Source organism: Streptomyces agglomeratus, from assembly GCF_001746415.1.
GTDB lineage: Bacteria > Actinomycetota > Actinomycetes > Streptomycetales > Streptomycetaceae > Streptomyces > Streptomyces agglomeratus.
Genome location: NZ_MEHJ01000001.1, coordinates 4,539,162 through 4,560,169 on the forward strand (window position 1 = coordinate 4,539,162; position 21,008 = coordinate 4,560,169).

At 72.3% G+C, this 21,008-nt stretch carries 17 protein-coding genes and 1 pseudogene; 11 read left to right on the forward strand and 7 right to left on the reverse strand.

From position 1 onward, the window contains the following. Window positions 1-22: 22 nt before the first annotated feature. The gene (locus AS594_RS19820) at window positions 23-1,276 is read left to right on the forward strand and encodes an acyl-CoA dehydrogenase family protein (RefSeq protein ID WP_079148716.1); all 1,254 of its coding nucleotides are present in this window, start codon (window positions 23-25) and stop codon (window positions 1,274-1,276) included. Next, window positions 1,276-1,797: a nitroreductase family deazaflavin-dependent oxidoreductase gene (locus tag AS594_RS19825; RefSeq protein WP_069928302.1), complete on the forward strand. Its 522-nt coding sequence runs from the start codon at window positions 1,276-1,278 to the stop codon at window positions 1,795-1,797. The genes AS594_RS19820 and AS594_RS19825 overlap by 1 nt, the downstream gene beginning before the upstream one ends. 101 nt (window positions 1,798-1,898) lie before the next feature. Here AS594_RS19825 and AS594_RS19830 read toward each other — a convergent pair whose 3' ends face one another. Further along, window positions 1,899-2,546: a TetR family transcriptional regulator gene (locus AS594_RS19830; protein ID WP_069928303.1), complete on the reverse strand. Its 648-nt coding sequence runs from the start codon at window positions 2,544-2,546 to the stop codon at window positions 1,899-1,901. A 345-nt stretch (window positions 2,547-2,891) separates the two neighbouring features. On the opposite strand from AS594_RS19830, the pseudogene kbpA reads away from it, so the two are divergent. Together kbpA and afsK are read left to right on the forward strand one after the other, a co-directional pair. Next, window positions 2,892-3,689 (forward strand): annotated as a pseudogene (kbpA, locus tag AS594_RS19835) (AfsK-binding protein KbpA); the annotation flags it as partial. A 439-nt stretch (window positions 3,690-4,128) separates the two neighbouring features. Beyond that, window positions 4,129-6,660 (forward strand): protein serine/threonine kinase AfsK, encoded by a 2,532-nt coding sequence (gene afsK, locus AS594_RS19840; RefSeq protein WP_069932487.1) that lies wholly within the window; start codon window positions 4,129-4,131, stop codon window positions 6,658-6,660. 103 nt (window positions 6,661-6,763) lie between these two features. On the opposite strand, the gene AS594_RS19845 is transcribed toward afsK, so the two are convergent. Then, window positions 6,764-7,411 carry a hypothetical protein gene (locus AS594_RS19845; protein WP_069932486.1) on the reverse strand — a complete coding sequence of 216 codons (648 nt, stop codon included), beginning with the start codon at window positions 7,409-7,411 and terminating at the stop codon, window positions 6,764-6,766. Between the two features lie 223 nt (window positions 7,412-7,634). Between AS594_RS19845 and AS594_RS44730 the strand changes: the two genes are divergently transcribed. Continuing rightward, complete coding sequence (locus AS594_RS44730; RefSeq protein WP_107357912.1) at window positions 7,635-8,240, forward strand: hypothetical protein; 606 nt, start codon at window positions 7,635-7,637, stop codon at window positions 8,238-8,240. Between the two features lie 15 nt (window positions 8,241-8,255). Here the strand turns inward: AS594_RS44730 and AS594_RS19855 are convergent, their stop codons facing one another. The 3 genes from AS594_RS19855 to AS594_RS19865 are packed head-to-tail and all read right to left on the reverse strand — an operon-like array spanning window position 8,256 to window position 10,675. Next, entirely contained in the window at window positions 8,256-9,068 is an 813-nt protein-coding gene (locus tag AS594_RS19855; RefSeq protein WP_069928308.1) for an enoyl-CoA hydratase/isomerase family protein, read from the reverse strand. Next, entirely contained in the window at window positions 9,065-9,523 is a 459-nt protein-coding gene (locus AS594_RS19860; protein ID WP_069932485.1) for a Zn-ribbon domain-containing OB-fold protein, read from the reverse strand. The genes AS594_RS19855 and AS594_RS19860 overlap by 4 nt, the downstream gene beginning before the upstream one ends. Before the next feature lie 3 nt (window positions 9,524-9,526). After that, a complete protein-coding gene (locus AS594_RS19865) occupies window positions 9,527-10,675 on the reverse strand; it encodes a lipid-transfer protein (protein WP_069932484.1) in 1,149 nt (382 codons plus the stop codon). 107 nt (window positions 10,676-10,782) lie between these two features. On the opposite strand from AS594_RS19865, the gene AS594_RS19870 reads away from it, so the two are divergent. Beyond that, window positions 10,783-12,384, forward strand: a complete 1,602-nt coding sequence (locus tag AS594_RS19870; protein ID WP_069928311.1) for a FadD3 family acyl-CoA ligase — start codon at window positions 10,783-10,785, stop codon at window positions 12,382-12,384. Window positions 12,385-12,557: 173 nt separating this feature from the next. Here the strand turns inward: AS594_RS19870 and AS594_RS44735 are convergent, their stop codons facing one another. Next, complete coding sequence (locus AS594_RS44735) at window positions 12,558-12,719, reverse strand: hypothetical protein (RefSeq protein ID WP_167368034.1); 162 nt, start codon at window positions 12,717-12,719, stop codon at window positions 12,558-12,560. 211 nt (window positions 12,720-12,930) lie between these two features. Further along, complete coding sequence (gene afsR / locus AS594_RS19875) at window positions 12,931-15,933, reverse strand: SARP-family global regulator AfsR (protein WP_069932483.1); 3,003 nt, start codon at window positions 15,931-15,933, stop codon at window positions 12,931-12,933. Window positions 15,934-16,103: 170 nt separating this feature from the next. On the opposite strand from afsR, the gene AS594_RS19880 reads away from it, so the two are divergent. From AS594_RS19880 to AS594_RS19900, 5 genes are all read left to right on the forward strand, one after another. Next, window positions 16,104-17,324, forward strand: a complete 1,221-nt coding sequence (locus AS594_RS19880) for an amidohydrolase family protein (RefSeq protein WP_069928313.1) — start codon at window positions 16,104-16,106, stop codon at window positions 17,322-17,324. Between the two features lie 83 nt (window positions 17,325-17,407). Continuing rightward, a complete protein-coding gene (locus AS594_RS19885; RefSeq protein WP_069928314.1) occupies window positions 17,408-17,821 on the forward strand; it encodes a PaaI family thioesterase in 414 nt (137 codons plus the stop codon). Window positions 17,822-17,935: 114 nt separating this feature from the next. Then, the gene (locus AS594_RS19890; protein ID WP_069928315.1) at window positions 17,936-18,883 is read left to right on the forward strand and encodes an LLM class F420-dependent oxidoreductase; all 948 of its coding nucleotides are present in this window, start codon (window positions 17,936-17,938) and stop codon (window positions 18,881-18,883) included. Between the two features lie 15 nt (window positions 18,884-18,898). Then, window positions 18,899-19,684, forward strand: a complete 786-nt coding sequence (locus AS594_RS19895) for an SDR family NAD(P)-dependent oxidoreductase (RefSeq protein WP_069928316.1) — start codon at window positions 18,899-18,901, stop codon at window positions 19,682-19,684. Between the two features lie 94 nt (window positions 19,685-19,778). After that, window positions 19,779-20,906 (forward strand): LLM class flavin-dependent oxidoreductase, encoded by a 1,128-nt coding sequence (locus tag AS594_RS19900; protein WP_069928317.1) that lies wholly within the window; start codon window positions 19,779-19,781, stop codon window positions 20,904-20,906. Window positions 20,907-21,008: the final 102 nt, after the last annotated feature.

Here is a 21,008-nt window from a genome sequence, read left to right on the forward strand (position 1 = left end):
CGTCAGACAGGGAGGGAGTTCCATGGACGCCACCTTCACCGTGGAGCAGGACGAGATCCGCCGCACGCTGCGCGATCTGCTGGCCAAACGAAGTGGTCCCGACGAGGTGAAGGCGGCCGTACGGACCACCGCCGGATACGACGCCGGCCTCTGGCGGCAGCTCGCCGAACAGATCGGGCTGCCCGGCCTCGCCCTCCCGGCCGCGTACGGAGGAGCCGGCTGCGGCACCGTCGAACTCGCCGTCGCCTGCGAGGAGACCGGCCGCGCGCTCCTGCCGTCGCCGCTGCTCGCCACCGCCGTACTCGCCGCCCCGCTGATCGCCGCGCTCGGTACGGAGGCCCAGCGGACCGCCCTGCTGCCGCCCGTCGCCGAGGGCACGCTGACCGCCACCCTCGCCGTTCCCGGCGGCGGACTCGCCACCGCGCTAGCCCTCACCGGCGCCAACACCGGCGGCGACTGGGCGGGCGGCGGCCGTTCCGGTGGCGTACAGGCCCGGCGTACGGCCGCGGACGGGCGCGACGGCGCCTGGGCGCTGTACGGGGAGGCGGCCCAGGTGCTCGACGGGCACAGCGCCGGCCTGCTGCTCGTCGCGGCCCGCACGGGCGGGTACGCGCGCGGCCGGACGTCACTGTTCCTGGTACGCGCCGACTCGCCCGGGCTGGTGCGCGTACGGCAGACCGCCCTGGACGGGACACGGCCCCAGGCGCGCATCCAACTGCGTGAGGTGAAGGGCGAGTTGCTCGGCGCGGACGAGGCCGCCGATGTGCCCGGCGCGCTGGCGGAGGCCGGGCGTACCGCAGCCGTCGTGCTCGCCGCCGAAGCGGTCGGGGCCGCCTCGTACGCCCTGGAGCGAACGGTCGACCACGTCAGGGCGCGTGAGCAGTTCGGACGGGCGATCGGCTCGTTCCAGGCGGTCAAGCACCGGCTGGCCGACGTCTACGTACAGGTGCAGGCGGCACGCTCGGCGGCCTACTACGCGGCCTGGGACCCGGCGACCGGCGGTCTCGCGCTCGCGCAGGCCCTGGAGGCGCTGCGTGCGGCCGCGGGGGAGGCGGTCCAGCTGCACGGCGGGATCGGGTTCACGTGGGAGCACGACGCGCACCTCTACTTCAAGCGGGCGGCGGCGGACGAGCTGCTGTTCGGCCCGGTCCACCGCCTGCGCGACCGTGCGGCACGGGTCGCGGGGCTGTTCGGCGGTACGGAGGGTGACGAGGGTGACGAGGGTGACATGGCGGCGGAGGCGGCGGGAGCGGCCGGGCGGGAGGTGACGGCCTGATGGCACCCGGAATTCGCATCATGCAGAAGCTGTCCTCGACCCGCGCCTTCGCCAGGGTCGCCCCGCACTTCGTGCCCGCCGTGGACCGCGCGGTCCACCGTCTGACCCGGGGCAGGGTGCTGCTGAGTGCCTGGATGCTGCCGGGCGTGATCCTCACGGCGAAGGGGGCGAGGAGCGGCCTGCCCCGCACCACGCCGCTGGCCTGCATGCCGGAGGAGGCGAGCGGCGGCAGCGGTGGTGGCCGGGGCGGCGGCAAGGCGTGCGACAGCTGGATCCTGATCGGCAGCAACTTCGGCCGGGCCGGGCATCCCGCCTGGACGGCCAACCTGATGAAGCACCCGGATGCCCGGATCAGCTGGCGGGGGGAGGGCATCGAGGTCACGGCGCGGCTGCTGAAGGGCGCCGAGCGGGCCGCCGCGTGGCAGGCCGTACTGAAGTTCTGGCCGCCGTACGCGACGTACCAGGCCAGGGTGGAGCGGGAGATCCGGCTCTTCCGGCTGGAGGAGCGGCGAAGCCGCTGAGAACGCCGCAGCGGCGGACCGGTGTGGCGGCCGCCGCTGCGTAGACAGGACTGAACGGTGGCGTCGGCTCGTTCTGGGGCGGGCGGGGGCGGGGGGCCGGCTTACCTCGTCGGCTTCTTGCCGGTGATGCCCAGGTGCACCAACAGGGCCAGATTGGGCCTGAGTTCGTTCTGCTTCACACCCCAGGTCTGGAAACCCTTCTGGTGCGAGGCGACCGCCGCCAGCATGGCCACGAGCGAGCCGGCCATCGCGGCGGGGCTGATGTCCTTGTCGACCTTGCCCTTGGCCTGGAGCTCCTTCACCGTGTCCGTAAGGGAGTTGGTGACCGAGTTCAGGATCTTCATGCGGATCTTGTAGAAACGCTTGTCGCCCTCGGCCGCACCGAGATCGACGACACGCAGGATGGCGTCGTTTTTGCGCCAGAAGTCGAGGAAGCCCTCGACGAGTTCCTCGGAGGTCGCCCAGCCCGCCTTGCCGACCCAGGAGCGGCCGGAGACGAGTTCGGTCAACCCGGCACCCTCCTTGGCCATTTCTTCCGCGATTTCGAGGACGGCGCCCTCCACATCGGGGAAGTACTGGTAGAACGTCGCGGGTGAAGTCCCCGCCTTCCGGGCCACATCGATGACTTTGACGTCGCGGTAGGGCGAGGAGCTGAGCATCTCGCTGAGGCAGTCGAGCAGCTTCTGCCGCGTCGCCTGACCGCGTCGTCCGGCCACGCGGCCGTCGACGGTGCGTACTTGTCCTGTCATGCCGTCAGCTTACCGAGGGGTGATCGGAGCGCGATTCGGCCGACTGCAAATGGGGAACCGGCCAGCCGCACCGGCGCACCGCGCGCACCCGCCGTCCGCCGTACTGAGCGCTTTCGGCCACTTCGGGCCGTCTGTGCCGCTCCTGGGCCATCCGTCGACCCGAATAGTCTTATCAACAGCCTGTGGACAACTTTGGTGGACAACCCGTACGCGCCATGGCGTCATGCCCCGGTATTGCCCCACTTGTTCGATTTGTTTCCCTGCGTGGAGCGCCCCGGCCCGTTAGCTTGAGTGTGACGGGCACCACACATCGCCCCTGCCCCGCGCGACGGAAGGACCGGGCCCATGGCCGTATATGCGGAAGGCATGCCGTGCTGGGTCGATGTGACGCTGGACGACGTGGAAGCGGGCAAGCGCTTCTACGGCGAGCTGTTCGGCTGGACCTTCGAGGAGCCCGGCATCGACGACCGGGCGAGAACGGGATGGTCGGGCCGGACGGGGTGGGCCACGTTCGTCAACGCCCTCAGCGGCGGAAAGAAGGTGGCCGCCCTCGCGGCCAAGCGCGACGGGCGCATGCCGACCGCCTGGGGCGTCTACTTCGCCACCGACGACGCGGCGGCGCTGGCCCGAAGGATCAGGGACGCCGGCGGCCAGATGGTGACGGACCCGGTGCCCGTGCCCCCGCTCGGCACGATGGCCGTGGCGGCCGATCCCGGCGGCGCGGTGTTCGGCCTCTGGCAGGCGGGCACCCACGCCGGTTTCGAGAAGCGGGACCAGCCGGGCTCGTTCTGCTGGACCGAGGTCTACGCGCGCGGCAAGGAACGGACCGACCCGTTCTACGAGACGGTCTTCGGCTTCCGGGGCTTCGACCTCGACGAGGCGGGCGAGGACTTCCGGACGTGGTCCCCGGCGGGGGCCGAACCCGGTCCCGACACGGCGATCGGCGGGCGCAGCGTCATGGGCGACGTGTTCCCGGCCGAGATGCCCGACCACTTCATGGTCTATTTCGTGGCCGACGACTGCGACCGGGCCGCTTCGAGGGCCGTCGAACTGGGTGGCCGTGTCCAGGCACAGCCGTTCGACACGCCGTACGGGCGGATCGCGGTACTCACCGACGATCAGGGCGCGACTTTCGCGGTACTGGCCGAACCGGCTCAGTCGGCCGCGCCCCCCGAGCCCGCCGAGACGACGGCCGAGCCCGCCGAGACGACGGCCGAACCCGCGAAGACGACGGCCGTACCCGAGGAGCCCGCCGAACCCGCGAAGAAGACGGACGGGCGTGCGAAGGCGGCTGAGGCTTCCGGGTCCGGCGTACCCGCCGACGTGGCCGAAAGTGACGAGGCCGGTGAGCGGCCCGGCCCCGCCAGCCCCGGCGAAACCAAGACGTAGCGGCTCATCAGCGACTTTTCGCACGTGCGCGACCTGTCCGAATCCGGGTGAGACACCCCGGTCCGCCCCCGGGTTCGCCACCACCGCCTCCGACAGGAAGAATCAGGGTGCGCACCGCTGGGTGGTGCCCAGTGGTGAGACGCTTCACGGGGCTGTGTTTCGCGGCCTCGTACGGGGAGGTGGCAGGCAAGTTATGGAGCAGCTGACGCAGCACGACCCGCGGCGTATCGGCCCGTTCGAGGTGCTGGCACGGCTCGGGGCCGGCGGCATGGGGCTGGTCTATCTCGCGCGGTCGGCGTCGGGCCGCCGCGTGGCGATCAAGACGGTACGGACCGAACTCGCCGAGGACCAGCTGTTCCGCGTCCGCTTCACGCGTGAGGTGGAGGCCGCCCGGGCGGTCAGCGGGTTCTACACGGCCGCCGTCGTGGACGCCGATCCGCGGGCGGCGGTGCCGTGGCTGGCCACGGCGTACGTACCCGCGCCCTCCCTCGAAGAAATAGTGAATGAATGCGGGCCGATGCCGGCCCAGGCGGTGCGCTGGCTGGCGGCGGGGATCGCCGAGGCGCTCCAGTCCATCCACGGGGCGGGCCTGGTCCACCGCGACCTCAAGCCGTCGAATGTCCTGGTGGTGGAGGACGGGCCGCGCGTCATCGACTTCGGCATCGCGTCGGGCGTCTCCAACACACGGCTGACCATGACCAACGTCGCCGTCGGTACGCCCGCCTACATGTCGCCCGAGCAGGCGCGCGACTCGCGCAGCGTGACGGGTGCCAGCGACATCTTCTCGCTCGGTTCCACGCTCGTCTTCGCGGCCACCGGACACGCGCCCTTCCACGGCGCGAACCCGGTCGAGACGGTCTTCATGCTGCTGCGGGAAGGCCCCGACGTCGAGGGGCTGCCCGACGAGCTGCGCCCGCTGATCGAGTCGTGCATGCAGATGGAAGCGGTACGGCGGCCCAGCCCGGCCGACCTCCAGGCGCAGCTCTCACCGCACCTCTTCGCCTCCGGCGAGGACGACAGCGGTACGGCGTCCGCCTGGCTGCCCGCCCGGGCCACCGCGATGATCGAGCAGCGGCGGGGCGGCCGTCCGGCGCTCCCGAGCACGCCGAGTGCGCCGCCGGCCCGGCAGCACGCCACGCCGCCGAGGCCGCCCGGCCCGCCGCCGTTCGCCCCGGTGGCGTCCCGGTCGGACGCCCCGGTTTCGTCCCCGTCCCCCTCACCGGCCTCGGCGTACGCGGACGGGCGGGCGCCGCAGGGCGCGCACGCCGGTCACGCGGCGCAGGGCGCGCAGGGCGGGCGCGGCGCCCACGCCGCGCAGGCCGGCGCCCATGCCTCCGTGCGGCTGCCCGGCTCCAAGGTGCCGATCGGCCCGGGTCCGCGCGTGGCCGATGCCCGGGGCTCCGGTCACGCCGGTCACGCGCCGGGCGAGCAGGCCACGGGGTGGATCAGGCCGCCGGCCGGAGTGAGCGCCCCGGCGCACGGCACGGACGCCGCCACCGGCGTCGTGGCGCCGCCCGTGGGGGCCCCGCCGCCCCCGGCCGTTCCGCCACCCGCGCAGTCCGCCGACGGCGCGGGGCCTTCCGGGGGATGGCGGCCGTGGCGGTTCCGCATGTCCAACGACGTGTGGGGAACGCCGGCCGTGGCGGGCGATCTCGTCTACGTCACCTCCTTCGAGGTGCACGCCCTGGACGTGGCCAGCGGACGGCGGCAGTTCAAGACCCGAGACGTCGCCTGGGCGATGGCGGTCGCGGGCGGTCGTATCCACGCCTCCGACGGCCCCACGCTGTACGCCCTCGACGCCACCGACGGCCAGGAGCGCTGGCGGCTCCAGACCGACGCCTGGGTGTACTCCCTCAAGGCCGACCGCGGCACGGTGGTGACCGGCACGCGGGGCGGCGGCATCCAGGCGTGGGAGGCGTCCAACGGGCAGAAGCTGTGGGAACTCACCGGCGCGCAGAGCGACTTCGAGACCCCGGAGGCCGGTCCGGCCGTACACGACGACACGGTGTACGTGTGGAAGGACGCGCGGCTGCGCGCCCTGGACTCCCGCAGTGGCGTCGAGCGCTGGTCGTACCCGATCGGCGACGCGGCGTCGTGCGGGGGAGTCCCGCTGCGGCTGACGTCGGCGCCGGACGGCTGCGTGTACGTCGCCGCCGGGACGCGCGTCCTGGCGATCGACGCCGCCGGCGGTCATGTGCGGTGGCACTTCGAGGCTCCCGCGGTGTTCCTGAGCCCGCCCGCGTTCGCGCCGGGGCCGGCCGTCACGGGCGGTGGCGTCTACCTGGCCGACTACCTCGGCACGGTGTACGCCCTGGACGCCGCCACGGGCAAGGACCGGTGGCGTATCGCCACGGAGTCCCGCCAGTCCATCGAGCCGGTCCTGGTCGCGGCGGGCAACGTCCACGTGGGCAGCGGCAGCGCGCTCTACACCCTGGACGCGGTGACCGGCACCCCGAAGTGGCGCTTCGCGGCGGGCGGCGACGTCGTCGGCGCGCCGGTCGTCTCCGACGGCCGCGTCCACTTCGGCTCGGCCGACCACTGCCTCTACACGCTGGACGCGAGCGGCGGGCAACTGCGCTGGAAGCTGGCGACGGGCGGCGAGATCACCGGTTCACCGGTGGCACAGGGGGGTGTCGTGTACGCGTGCAGCAAGGACCGGTGCGTGTACGCCCTGGACGCGGTGAAGGGCACGGCGACCGGCCGCTCCTCGGGAACGCGCGCCTGAGGCGGGCACGGAGAACACCCGGCGCGGCTACCGGTGGCGGCGCGCCACCGGTAGCCGCGATCCGGCGGCCGGTGGCGGCCGGTGTGGCGGCGGGTGGGACGCGCTACTGGTAGCGGTGATCCGGCGGCGGTGGCGGCCGGTCGTCCGGGTGCCCCGGACCCGGACGCCAGGGGAAGGACTGCGTGTCCCCCTGATCCGGTGCGGGCTCGTGCTGCCGGTGGTCGTGGTCGTACGCGGGGTGGGCGTCGTACGCGTGATCGGCCTCGGGTTCGTACTCCTGCCGCCCGTGGCGCCCGTGCCCGTGCCGCCCGTGCCTGTCGCCGTCCACGCGATGCCGTGGGCCGCGCCCGGCAATCACCGCGGCGGACAGCAGGAGGAGTACGCCGCCGCCCAGGGCCAGCGCGACGCCGGCGCCCAGGCCGTTGCCCTCCCCGTCGACGGTGAGGCTGCCCAGCGCCTGGCCCACGCGGACCATCCACAGGACGGTGAAACCGAGTACGACGACTCCCGCGAGGGCGACGAGCAGCCTGACCCGGAGCAGCAGCCCGACGAGGGTCAGCAGGGCGGCGAAGGCGAACGGCAGCAGGATCGACACCCAGATCCCGGCCGAACTGTCCGTGATGCCGCCGAACAGGTCGCCGATCCGGTAGTGCCGCCCGAGACGACCGTCGTACCAGGTACGGAAAGGGCTGAGTACGGCGGCCGTCGCTCCCGCGAGACCGAGGACCCAGCCGAGGACGCTGCGGATCATCGCGGGCCTCCTTCGGTGGCTCTCGGTGACGACGCTACGCCCGCCGGAGGGCCGCTGCCAGTTACGGAGGGGGCGGCAGCGGCGGCGCGGGCGCCTCGAACGGGCGTTTGCGGCCGCGTTCGGCGCCCCACTAGGGTGACGTGCGCTCGTCAATCGGGCGCCACAAATCTACGATTTCAACGGGGGTTGAAGCGTGAAGCTTCGCCATGTCCGCGCTATTGCCGTGTTCAGTATCGCCGTCCTCGCGCTCACCGGTGCCCGTGGCCGCGGTGGCAGCTGCGACGACAGCAGCGGCAGCAGTGGTGGCAGCAGCTTCGGCGGTTCGAGCAGCAGTAGCAGCACCAGCGGGGGTTCGAGCTACGACAGCTCCACGTCGGGCGGCTACACCAGCGGCGACACCACGACCGGCAGCAGCACGACGAGTGGCAGCACCACCGGCGGCTACACCACCGGCGACACCAGCAGCACCAGCACCAGCACCAGCACGAGCACCAGCGGCAGCTCGACCAGTGGCTACACCTCCGGCAGCCGAGGCGACGCGAACATCACGGACGTGCGGATCGACCGCTGCGAGTACGACCCGTCCCGCGGCATCGTCGCGGCTGTGAGCGCCACCAACAGCAGCTCGTCGGAGAACTACACCTACACCTTCACGGTGACGTTCACCGACCCGAGCGGTACGACCGTCGGAACGCGCCACCCCAGCTTCTACATGGTGCTCGCGGGCAGGACCGAGAAGCTCGACGTCGCCACCCCCTACGTCGCCCAGTCGGGTGCGACCTCCGGCGGCAAGTGCACCCTCAGCAACGTGCGGCGCATGGCCGGCTGACGCCGCGCCGGACGCCTAGCGGGTACGGAATCCGGGCCGGCGGGCGGCGAACAGCTCCGCCTGCCGGTCCGGTGGCAGATTGCCGAGTGCCACCAGTTGCGGCGCCTGCGCCAGCGCCCGGCCGCGCGCCCCCTCCGTGGCCGCCCACACCGCCCGCACGGTGCCCTGCACGGCCGCCGTCGGATGCGAGGCGATCACTTCGGCCGCCCGCACGGCCGCCGCGACCTCCTCGCCGCTCGGCACGACCTCCGACACCAGGCCCGTCTCGTACGCGCGCCGCGCCGACAGCCGTTCCGCCGTCCCCATGAGCGCCATCCGGGCGACCTCACCGCACGGCATCCGCTGCGCCATGAAGACCGTCTCGTACGCGCTGACCATCCCGTACGTCGTATGCGGATCGAAGAACGTCGCATCCTCGGCGGCGACGACGAACTCGGCCTCCCCCAGCAGGTAGAACGCCCCGCCGCACGCCATTCCCCGTACCGCCGTGATCACCGGTTTCCACAGGTCATTCGCCTTCGGGCCGATGGACAGGAGGGGATCGTCGACGGAGTACGGCGAGGGGGGCTGCGGCACTTCGGCCCCCCGGTCGATGCCGGTGCAGAAGGCCCGGTCCCCGGCGCCGGTGAGCACGACGGCCCGTACGCTCTCGTCGAACCGCAACGCGCGCCATACGGCGGCCAGCCGGGCCGCCGTGCCCAGGTCGATGGCGTTAAGCCGCTCCGGGCGGTCGAGCGTGACCACCGCGACGCCGGTCTCCTTGTCCCGTTCGACGCGAACGCCTTCGACGCGAACGCCGTCGGCGCCGTCTCCGCCACCGGCGCTCACGACCGCTCCAGCAGCCACTGCGGCACGGTCAGCCCGTCCGCGCCCTCGGCGAACGCGACCTGCACCTTCGCACCCACGCGCAGTCGCGCGGGATCGACGGAGTCGAGGGCGGCCCCGGGCGCGGCGACCACGTTCCCCACGAGCCGGATGCGCGGGGCGTCGGACAGCTCGACGACGACCGCGTTGTACGGGGCTTGGGCGGCGTAGGCGGGCAGGAGCGGTGGGTGGGGCAGGACGTACGACCAGATCCGCCCCTTGCCACTCATCCGCCGCCACTCGCTGTCGAAGGAGTGGCAGTGCGGGCAGCACGGCCGGGGCGGAAACCGCAGCTCCCCGCAGTCGGGGGCGGCGCATGCCTGGACGCGCAGCTCGCCCTGGGCGGCGTACGTCCAGAAGGGCGCGCCGTCGTCGTCGACGACGGGAACGAGCAGGCCGCCGCTCGTGTTCTCGCTCATCCTTCAGCTCCTCAGCAGCAGGGCCGACGTCGGTACGCCCTCGCCCGCCGTCACCAGGCAGGTGGCGGCTCCGGGTACTTGGGCGGTGCTGGTGCCGCGCAGTTGCTTCACGCCCTCGGTGATCAGGTTGAAGCCGTGGACGTACGCCTCGCTGAGCCCGCCGCCCCCGGTATTGATCGGCAGCCGCCCGCCGCTCTCCAGGGCGCCGCCCTCGGTGAAGGCCGCCCCCTCTCCTCTTCCGCAGAAGCCGTAGCCCTCCAGCGACAGCGGGATGAGCGGGGTGAACGCGTCGTAGATCTGGGCCACGTCGACGTCGTCGGGGCCGAAGTCGGCCTGCTTCCAGAGCTGGCGGGCGGCGGTCCAGGCGGGGCCGGTGAGCGGGTCGTCGTTCCAGTAGTTGACCATCCCGTGGTGCTGGGCGGGCAGTCCCTGGGCGACGGAGTGGACGTACACGGGCTTTTGCCGGCAGTCGAGGGCGCGCTCCGCCGAGACGATGACGCACGCCAGGGCGCCGTCCGTCTCCAGGCAGTTGTCGAACAGACACAGGGGATCGCTGATCCAGCGCGCGTTCATGTACATGTCGCGGGTCAGGGGCCGGTCGTACATCATCGCGGCCGGGTTCTGGTTGGCCCGGTTGCGGCAGGCGAGGGCGACGTTGAACAGGTGGTCGCGGGTGGCGCCGTACTCGTGCATGTACCTCCGGGCCAGCATGCCGATCTCGTCGGCGGGGCGCAGCAGGCCGAAGGGGCGGGTCCACTGGGCGGGGGTGGGGAGCTGTGCGGTGGTGTTCTTCCAGGGCCGGGGCCCCGAGCCGCGCTTGCGCGAGCGCCACGCGACGCCGACGCTCGCCTGACCGGTGGCTATGGCGGCGGCGAGGTGGGCGACGGTCGCGCAGGAACCGCCGCCCCCGAAGCCGGCCTTGGAGAAGAAGGTGAGGTCGCCGGCGCCGATGGACTTCGCCAACTCGACCTCGTCGGTCTCCTCCATGGTGTAGGAGGCGAGGCCGTCGACCTCGGACGGGGCGATGCCGGCGTCGTCGAGGGCGGCGAGCACGGCGCGGCAGGCCAAGGTCTTCTCGGACTCGGGGAGTTGCCTGGCAAAGCGGGTCTGCCCCGTACCGACTATCGCTGTCGCGTCCTTGAGTGTCGCCACGCCGGGGCACCTCCGCGGGGGTCATGACTGCTGACAGCGCGTCAGGCTACAGCTAATCTGACGGATAGTCAGCTAGTGCGTCGGCGTGCGGTGTGGGAGGGCTTGCGATGAGCGCAGCGGACGGCGGAGACGCCGGATGGGGCAGCATCCCGGAGCTGGTACGGAGTGCGGCCGAACGGTACGGCGAGCGGGAGGCCGTGGTCGAGGGCCGTACCCGGATCTCGTACGCCGATCTGGGCGAGCGCGTCGAGCGTGCGGCGGCCGCGTGCATGGCGCGGGGCGTGGAGCCGGGCGACCGGGTCGCCGTCTGGGCGCCCAACACCCTGGACTGGATCGTGTCCGCGCTCGGCGCGGTGACGGCGGGCGCGGTCCTCGTCCCGCTGAACACCCGCTTCAAGGGCCAGGAGGCGGCGTACATCCTGCACCGCAGCCGGGCCAGACTCCTCTTCGTCACGGGAACGTTCCTCGGTACGTCGTACGTCGCCTCCCTGCGCCGCGCGACGGCCGAGGGCCCTGGGGGCGGCCCGCTCGCCTCCCTCCCGCACCTGGAGGAAGTGGTCGTGCTGGCGGACGACGCGCCGGAGGACTTCAGCACCTGGAAGGACTTCCTCGCGCAGGGCGAGGCGGTGTCGTCGGCGGAGGTCCGCGCGCGGGCGGCGGCGATCGCCCCCTCCGACCCCGCCGACATCATCTACACGTCGGGCACGACGGGCCGCCCGAAGGGCGCGGTCATCACGCACGCGCAGACGCTGCGCTGCTACGCCATCTGGTGCGACCTGGCCGGCCTGCGCGAGGGGGACCGCTACCTGATCGTGAACCCCTTCTTCCACACGTTCGGCTACAAGGCGGGCGTCATCGCCTGCTTGATGCGGGGCGCGACGATGGTCCCCCAGCCGGTCTTCAATGTGGGCACGGTCCTGGCGAACGTCGCCGCCGAACGCATCTCGGTCCTCCCCGGCCCGCCCACGCTCCACCAGTCGATCCTCGACCACCCGTCCCGCGACTCCCACGACCTGTCCGCGCTGCGCCTGGTGGTGACGGGCGCGGCGGTGGTCCCGCTCCGGCTGGTGGAGCGGCTGCGCTCGGAGCTCCACATCGCGACGGTCCTCACGGCGTACGGACTGTCGGAGGCGTCCGGCATCGTGACGATGTGCCGCCGGGGCGACCCGCCGGAGACGATCGCGTCGACGTCGGGCCGCGCGATCCCGGGCACGGAGGTCCGCGTCCTGGCGGAGCCGGGCACGCCCGGGGAGGTCCTGGTCCGGGGCTTCAACGTCATGCGCGAGTACTTCGAGGACCCGGCCGGGACGGCTGCCGCCGTCACGCCGGACGGCTGGCTGCGTACGGGCGATGTGGGCGTACTGGACGAGGCCGGCAACCTGCGGATCACCGACCGGATCAAGGACATGTTCATCGTCGGCGGCTTCAACGCCTACCCGGCGGAGATCGAGCAACTGCTGGGCCTGCACCCGGACATAGCGGACGTCGCGGTGATCGGCGTACCGGACGCGCGGCTGGGTGAGGTGGGCAAGGCGTACGCGGTCCGCCGCCGGGGCTCCACGCTCACGTCCGACGACCTGATCGCCTGGTCCCGCCGGGAGATGGCGAACTACAAGGTGCCCAGAGAGGTCGAGTTCGTCACGGAACTCCCGCGCAACGCGAGCGGCAAGGTCCTGAAGACGGAGCTGCGGGCCAGGGTCCGCCGCTGAAGTGGCGTGGAGCCGTCCTGACAGAGGCGCACGCGGTGAGGGCCCGTTGCAGCCGTGCGGACAGGCTCCCCGGCGCGCCCCCCCGACCGCTCCGCCCCGCCCCCGGACATGCGGCGGCCGCGGTGGCTCCCCCTCCGCGCCACCGCGGCCGTTCCCCGTCAGGAAGGTCCGTGTTACGCCGGCTCGCTCGTGGCGTGGTTGTCCTGGGGCGTGGCGACGACGTCACCCGAGCCCGTGGCGTGGTTGTCCAAGGTGGTGACGGCGTCGTCGCCCGTGCCGGTGGCGTGGTTGTCCTGCGGCTTGAGGACGGGCTGCGTCTTCTTCGTCTCGCTCATGTGTCTGCTCCCCTGTGAGGCTGGCTCTGCTCGATCGTTCGGCGATGCCCGCCCGGCTGTTCCCCCGTGGACTGCCGGGCGGGCACGTCAGGGCCGTTCACCATAGTGCGCGGCCTCCCCCGTTGATCCGTCTGCCCCCCGACGCGGCGGATCGACAGACATGAGCATGCCGTGCGGCGATAAACGTTCAATGAACGCCCTGTACGGGGCGTTACGCGGCCGCTACCGGCGCCAGCAGCGACCGGACCTCGGCCGCTTCCGGCGACCCCAGTTCCTCGTAGATGGCCATGGCTTCGCGCCAGCAGACCTGGGCCCGGCCGATCTGGCCGATCCCGTGCAGGGCGCGGCCGAGGACGGTCAGTACGTTGCCGCGGCGCCACTCCCCGCCGATGCCCCGGAGTATGGCGAGTGCCTGCTCCGCCCGGGCGGCGGCCGCCGCCGGTCGCCGCGCCGCCAGATCGACCTCGGCGATGCGGAACAGGGTCATGCCCTCCCACAGGCGCTGACGGCTGTCGCGGAACACGTCCAGGGCCTCCAGGAGCCTGTCCGTGGCATCGGAGAACTGCCCGGACCGGGTGAGGGCCAGCCCGAGGGCGTACCGGCCGTTCGCACCCCGGAGGGAGTGCCCCAGTGAGTCGTAGATGTCGATGCCCTGTTGCGCGAGCTCGACGGCGCTGTCCGTCTGTCCCATCGCGAGCCGGATGCGGGACAGGTTGCACAGCGCGCTCGCCTCACCGGCGCGGTTCTTGCCCAGGCGGAAGTTGGTGATCGCCTGGTTCAGGAACCCCTCGCCGTCGGCGTGCCGGTTCTGGTAGATCGCGATGATGCCCCGGTCGTTGGGCGCCCAGCAGCTCGGAAGTGGGTCTCCGGCGTCCTCGGCGAGCAGCATCGCGCGCCGAGCGTCCTGATCGGCCTGGTCGAAGCGGCCGGCGACGAGGTGGACGTTGGTCAGCGTGGTGAGCGCGCGGCCCTCGGCGCGCGCGTCGCCGCACGTCCGGGCTCGCTGGCGCACCGCCGTGGCCACCGCCTCGTACTGCTTGGCGTTGGCGCCGGACTCGGCCAGGTCCTTCGCCGCCCACAGCAGGTCCACGGCCCGGCGGAGCATGGCCGGCTCGGAGGACTGCCGTACGCACGCGAGCAGGCTGTTGGCCTCGGAGTAGAGCCAGTCCTGCGCGGCGTGCCGGTCCGCGAACGTGAGGCCCGGAAACTCGGTCGGTTCCAGGTGGTCGGCCAGCCGGTCGCCCGGCCGCTCCAGCGCGTACACCGCCGCGGCCGTGGCCAGGTAGAAGTCCAGCAGCCGCGACAGGGCCAGCTCGCGTTCCACCGGCGGCTGTTCGTCGCGTTCCGCGCAGGCCCGCGCGTACAGGCGGACCAGATCGTGGTACCGGTAGCGGCCGGGGGCCGCCGACTCCAGCAGGGACGTGTCCACCAGGGATTCCAGGAGGTCTTCGGTGGCCCGGAGAGGCTGGTCCAGCACCGCGGCGGCCGCGGCCAGGGAGATGTCCGGGCCGTCCGCCAGGCCCAGCAGCCGGAAGGCGCGCGCCTGCTGCGGCTCCAGCTGGCCGTAGCCGAGTTCGAAGGTGGCCTTCACGGCCAGGTCGCCGGCCTGGAGCTCGTCCAGCCGGCGGCGCTCGTCCGCCAGCTTGGCCGCCAGGACCGATACGGTCCACGTCCGGCGGGCCGCCAGCCGCGAGGCCGCGATACGGATGGCCAGCGGCAGGAAGCCGCACGCGCCCACGACGTCGAGCGCCGCCTCGCGCTCGGAGGCGACGCGCTCCGCGCCCACGATCTTCGTGAAGAGCTGCAACGCCTCCTCGGGGGACATCACGTCCAGGTCGACCAGGTGCGCCCCCGCCAGGTCCAGCATCCGAGACCGGCTCGTCACCAGCGCCGCGCTGCCCGTCGTGCCGGGGAGCAGGGGGCGTATCTGCGAGGCGTCGCGGGCGTTGTCCAGCAGGACCAGGATGCGGCGGCCGGCGAGCGTCGAGCGGTAGAGGGCCGCGCGTTCGTCCAGGGTGTCGGGGATGGCGGTGTCCGGGGTGCCCAGGGCGCGCAGGAAGGCGCCCAGGACCGTTTCCGGCTCCGCCGCGCGCGAGCCCGCGCCCTGGAGGTCCACGTACAGCTGGCCGTCGGGGAAGTGCGAGCGGGCCGTGTGGGCCACGTGCACCGCCAGCGTCGTCTTGCCCACGCCGCCGATGCCGGCCAGCGCCGACACCGCCATGACGCTCGTCCCGGCCGTGGCCAGGCGGTCACCCAGCTCGCGTACGAACGCCGCGCGGCCCGTGAAGTCCGGCACGGTGGCGGGCAGCTGGGCGGGGCGTACGACGGCGGGGGCCCCCGACGGCGCCGGTTCCACCGGCCGTGCCAGGTCCGCGTCGGCCTCCAGAATGCGCTGCTGGAGGTGGGTGAGCTCCGGGCGCGGGTCCACGCCCAGCTCGTCGGCGAGCAGGCGGCGCGTGTCGGCGTACACCGCGAGGGCCTCGGCCTGGCGGCCGCTGCGGTAGAGGGCGAGCATCAGCAGCTCGCGCAGGCGCTCGCGCAGCGGGTGCTCCGCCGTCAGGGCGGTCAGCTCGGAGATCGCCTCCGCGTGGCAGCCGACCTCCAGGTCCAGGTCGAGGCGGGTCTCGGTGAGCTGGAGGCGCCACTCCTCCAGCCGCGCCCGCTGGTTCTCGGCGTACGGTCCGGGAACCGACGCCAGCGGTTCGCCCTCCCACAGGCCCAGCGCCTTGTTGATCAGCGTCCGGGCCTGGCAGCGGTCGCCGGACGCCCGGGACTTCTCCGCGCCGGCGGCCAGTTCCTGCGCGACGGCCAGGTCGAGGGTGTCGGCGCCGGCCCGGATCGCGTACCCGCCCGACTCGCTGACCAGCACCCCCGGGTCCAGCGCCTTGCGCAGCCGGGAGGCGTACGTCCGTACCGCCGCCAGCGCCTGGGACGGCGGGTCCTCGCCCCAGATGGCGTCGATCAGCTCGGAGGCGGTCGCGGTGCGGCCGTCGCGGAGCAGGAGGGCGGCCAGCAGGGCGCGTTGCTGCGGAGAGCCCGTGTTGAGCGACTCGCCGCCCCGCCAGGCACGGACGGGTCCCAGCACGCTGAAGCGCACCGCCTCGGGCTGTTGCCGCTGTTGCCGCTGGTCCTCGCGCCGGGTGTCCCCGGCGGGCCGCGGACCCGGACCGGAAGCCGGAGTCCGCTGCTCCGGTACCCGAGGTACGCCGTCCATCGCACTCCCCCTACTGCTCGGCTGCCGCCTGCGGTCTGCCCTACCGCCCAGTCGCAACAGTCAGTTTGCCTTGTCCCTGCCGTATGCGTCAGCACCGGAAGGGGCCTCCCCATTACCTACCCACCGCGCACTAGCTGACGGATCGTCAGATGAACGCTACCTTGGATCGTATGGAGACCTTCCCGAAGATCATCTCGGTGGACGACCACACGGTGGAGCCCCCTCACGTCTGGCGGGACCGGCTCCCGTCCAAGTACCGGGACTCCGGCCCCCGCATCGTCCGCGCCCCGCTGAAGGAAATGACCTTCCTGGGCGGCAAGTTCGCCCCCGTCATGGGCGCGAAGGGCGACGACGGCCCGGTCGGCGACTGGTGGGTGTACGAGGACCTGCACCGCCCCCTGACCAGGCTCGACACCGCCGTCGGCTACGACAGGGACGAGATCAGGCTGGAAGTCATCACCTACGAGCAGATGCGGCCCGGGTCCTTCTCCGTGCCCGACCGCCTCGCCGACATGGACGTCAACCACGTCCAGTCGGCCCTCTGCTTCCCCACCTTCCCGCGCTTCTGCGGCCAGACGTTCACCGAGGCCAAGGACCGCGAGCTGGGGCTGCTCGGCGTCCGGGCGTACAACGACTGGATGGTGGAGGAGTGGTGCGGCCCGGACGCCGGCGGCCGCCTCATACCCCTCACCCTCATCCCGCTCTGGGACGCTGAACTCGCCGCCGCCGAAGTCCGCAGGAACGCGGCGCGCGGCGTCCGCGCGGTCGCGTTCTCCGAGATACCCCCGCACCTGGGCCTGCCGTCCGTCCACACCGACGCCTGGGACCCCTTCCTGCGCGCGTGCGACGAGACGGGCACGGTCGTCGCGATGCACATCGGGTCCTCCAGCCGGATGCCGTCGACCTCCGCCGACGCCCCGCCGGCCGTCGGCTCGACGATCACCTTCGCCAACTGCTGCTTCTCGATGGTCGACTGGCTGATGAGCGGCAAGTTCGAACGCTTCCCGAACCTCAAGGTCATGTACGCCGAGGGGCAGATCGGCTGGATCCCGTACATCCTGGAGCGCGCCGACGTCGTGTGGGAGGAGAACCGGGGCTGGGGCGGCGTCGCCGAGAAGGTGCTGCGCCCGCCGTCCGAGCTCTTCGCCGAGCACGTCTACGGCTGCTTCTTCGACGACGCGTTCGGCCTGCGCAACCTCGACGCGATCGGGGTGGGCAACGTCCTGTACGAAACCGACTACCCGCACTCCGACTCCACCTGGCCCCGGTCCCGCGAGGTCGGCGAGGAGCAGATGGGCCACCTGGACCCGGACGTGGTGGACCGGATCGTACGGCGCAACGCGATCGAACTGCTCGGCCTCACCGACGAGGGGCTGTGGGCGGGGGCGTGATCCGGTAGCGGCGGGCCGTCCGCCGCCCTCCGGCCGGCCTCTGGTGGCGGGCGCGGCCGCGCGGGATCATCTCACGCATGACGCTGACGCTGACGCTCACCGAAGCCGAGAAGATCCTCGCCGACAACTTCGCCCCCTGGGTGCTCGACCTGGGGCTCGCCGTCGTCGAGACGGGTGAGCGCCACGCCGTACTGCGGCTGCCCTGGTCGGACAGGCTGGCGCGGGAGGGCGGCGGGCTGTCCGGACAGGCGCTGATGGCCGCCGCCGACACCGCGACCGTCATCGCCGTGGCCGCGGCCCGGGGCGCGTTCGTTCCCATGACCACCGTCCAGCAGTCGACGTCCTTCCAGCGCGCGGTCGTCGGCGCGGACGTGCTGCTCGACGCGCGCGTCACCAAGCTGGGAAAGCGCATGGCGTTCGCCGACATCACCATGACCGCCGCCGGGTCCGAGGACCCCGCCGCCCGCGCCTCGGCGGTCTACGCACTGCTGGGGTGACCCGGTGACCTCCTGACCCCGGGCGCGTTCCGGCCTCTTGTCTGATGGACCGTCAGGTATGACGATGGCCTTGCCGTCCAACCGTGACGGACCGTCAGCTCCGGAGGGGTTCTCATGGCACGGGTTCTGCCCGCAGGGCGGCTGTCGTACGGGATGCAGCTCCCGGTCCAGTCGCAGAGCACCATCTACGCGGAGACGTGGGAGTCGGAGGCCGGGCCCCGGGAACTCGCCGAGGTGGCCCGGGTCGCGGACCGCACGGGTTTCGCCTACATCGCGAGCTGCGACCACGTGGCGATCCCGCAGCGGCTGGCGGGGGCCATGAGCACCGTCTGGTACGACCCGGTCGCCACGCTTGCGTTCCTCGCCGCCGTCACCGAGCGCGTACGGCTGCTGAGCCACGTGGCCGTCGTCGGGCTGCGGCACCCGCTGGTCACGGCCAAGCAGTACGCGACGCTCGACCACCTGAGCGGCGGCCGGCTGGTCCTCGGGGTGGGCGCCGGGCACGTGCGGGAGGAGTTCGACGCGGTCGGGGCGGACTTCGCCGGGCGGGGCGGCGTACTGGACGAGACGATCGACGCGCTGCGGGCGGCGCTGGGGGAGGAGGAGTACCCCGAGTTCGCCGGCGAGCGGTTCTCGTTCAGCGGGCTCGGGCAGCGGCCCCGGCCCGCGCAGCGCCAGGTGCCGGTGTGGGTCGGCGGCTCGTCGCCGGCGGCCGTGCGCCGGGCGGCGGTGCGGGGCGACGGGTGGCTGCCGCAGGGCGACCCGCGCGACCGCCTGCCGGAGCAGATCGCGAAGCTGCGGCGAACACGGGCGGAGGCGGGGATCACCGCGCCGATCGAGATCGGCGCGATCACCGAGCCGCTGTACGTCGGCGAGCCGTCCTGGGACGTCGGGCGGCGCACGCTGGCCGGGAAACCCGACCGCCTCGCCGAGTCGCTGCGCGCCTACCGGGCGATGGGCGTCGACCAGATCCAGGTGCGCTTCCGCAGCAGGAGCCTGGGCGAACTGACCGATCAGATGGCGGCCTTCGGCGGCGAGGTCGCCCCGCACCTCAACGACTGAAGGAGTGGGGACCCCATGGGGAAGCTGGACGGGCGCGTCGTTCTCATCACCGGCGCGGCGCGCGGGCAGGGCGAGCAGGAGGCGCGGCTCTTCGTCGCGGAGGGCGCGAAGGTGGTCCTCACCGACGTACTGGACGACCAGGGCGAGGCGCTCGCGAAGGAGCTGGGGGAGGGCGTGGCGGCGTACGTCCGTCTCGATGTGAGCCGGGAGGACGACTGGGCCGCTGCCGTGGCCGCCGCGAAGAGGGCCTTCGGCAAGATCGACGGTCTGGTCAACAACGCGGGAATCCTGCGGTTCAACGAGCTCGTGAACACGCCGCTGGAGGAGTTCCAGCAGGTGGTGCAGGTCAACCAGACCGGCGCCTTCCTCGGCATCAAGACCGTGGCGCCGGAGATCGAGGCGGCGGGCGGCGGGACGATCGTGAACACGGCGTCGTACACGGCTCTGACGGGCATGGCCTTCGTGGGCGCGTACGCCGCCACCAAGCACGCCATTCTGGGCCTGACCCGGGTCGCGGCCGTGGAGCTGGCGGCGAAGAGGATCCGGGTGAACGCCGTGTGCCCGGGTGCCGTGGACACCCCCATGACGAACCCGGCGGCGCTGGACCCGGCGGCCGACCCCGTGGAGGCCGCGGCGGCGGTGGAGGAGCTGTACAAGAAGCTCGTGCCGATGGGGCGGATCGGGCAGCCGCAGGAGGTGGCGGCGCTGGCGCTCTTCCTGACGGGCGACGACTCGTCGTACATCACGGGGCAGCCGTTCGTCATCGACGGCGGATGGCTGGCGGGCGTCAGCCTTTTCTGACGGTGTATCAGGTATTGACGGTCCGCAGGGGCAGTGGAACAGTCGTGGACATCCGTAACTGACGGTGTGTCAGTTTCTCCGAAGGAGAAGTACCTTGGAATTCGGGCTCTTTGTACAGGGGTACGTGCCGGCCGCGCGTGCCAAGGCCGACCCCGAGGCGGAGCACAAGGCGCTGATGGAGGAGACCGAGTACGTCATCCAGGCGGACAAGTCCGGCTTCAAGTACGCCTGGGCCTCCGAGCACCACTTCCTGGAGGAGTACTCGCACCTCTCGGCGAACGACGTCTTCCTCGGGTACCTCGCACACGCCACCGACCGGATCCACCTGGGCTCGGGCATCTTCAACCCGCTGGCGCCGGTGAACCACCCGGTCAAGGTCGCGGAGAAGGTAGCGATGCTGGACCACCTCTCGGAGGGACGCTTCGAGTTCGGCTCGGGGCGCGGGGCCGGCAGCCACGAGATCCTGGGCTTCATGCCGGGCATCACGGACATGAACCACACCAAGGAGATCTGGGAGGAAACGATCTCCGAGTTCCCCAAGATGTGGCTCCAGGACGAGTACGTGGGCTTCCAGGGCAAGCACTGGTCGCTGCCCCCGCGCAAGATCCTCCCCAAGCCGTACGGGAAGGCCCACCCGGCCATGTGGTACGCCGCCGGGTCGCCCTCTTCGTACGCCATGGCGGGGAAGAAGGGCCTCGGGGTGCTGGGCTTCAGCGTCCAGAAGGTCTCCGACATGGAGTGGGTCGTCGAGTCGTACAAGAACGCGGTGAAGGAGGCGGAGCCGATCGGGGGCTTCGTCAACGACAACGTGATGGTGACGTCCACGGCGATATGCGCCGAGACGCACGAGAAGGCGGTCGAGATCGCGGTGAGCGGGGGCCTCAACTACCTCCAGTCACTGCTCTTCCGCTACCACGACACGTTTCCCCGGCCGGAGGGGATTCCGGAGTGGCCCGAGCTGCTGCCGGAGTACACGGCGGAGATCATCGAGCTGCTCATCGCGGAGGAGCTGATGATCTGCGGGGACCCGGACGAGGTGTTCCGGCAGTGCAAGCGGTGGGAGCAGGCGGGGGCGGATCAGCTTTCCTTCGGGCTGCCGATCGGAGTGTCGCCCGAGGACACGAAGACGACGATCAGGCTGATCGGTGAGCACGTCATCCCGAAGATCGACACGGACCCGGTCCACCGGACGACCCGCTTCCGCGAGGCCGCGGGGGGCTGAGGGGCTGCCGCGCGGTGGGCCGCGAACGCCGCACGGGCCGGACTTCGCCCTGGGCGACCTCAGCCCCTCCGGCGTTCGCGCCGTGGGCCGGGGGCGGAGCTG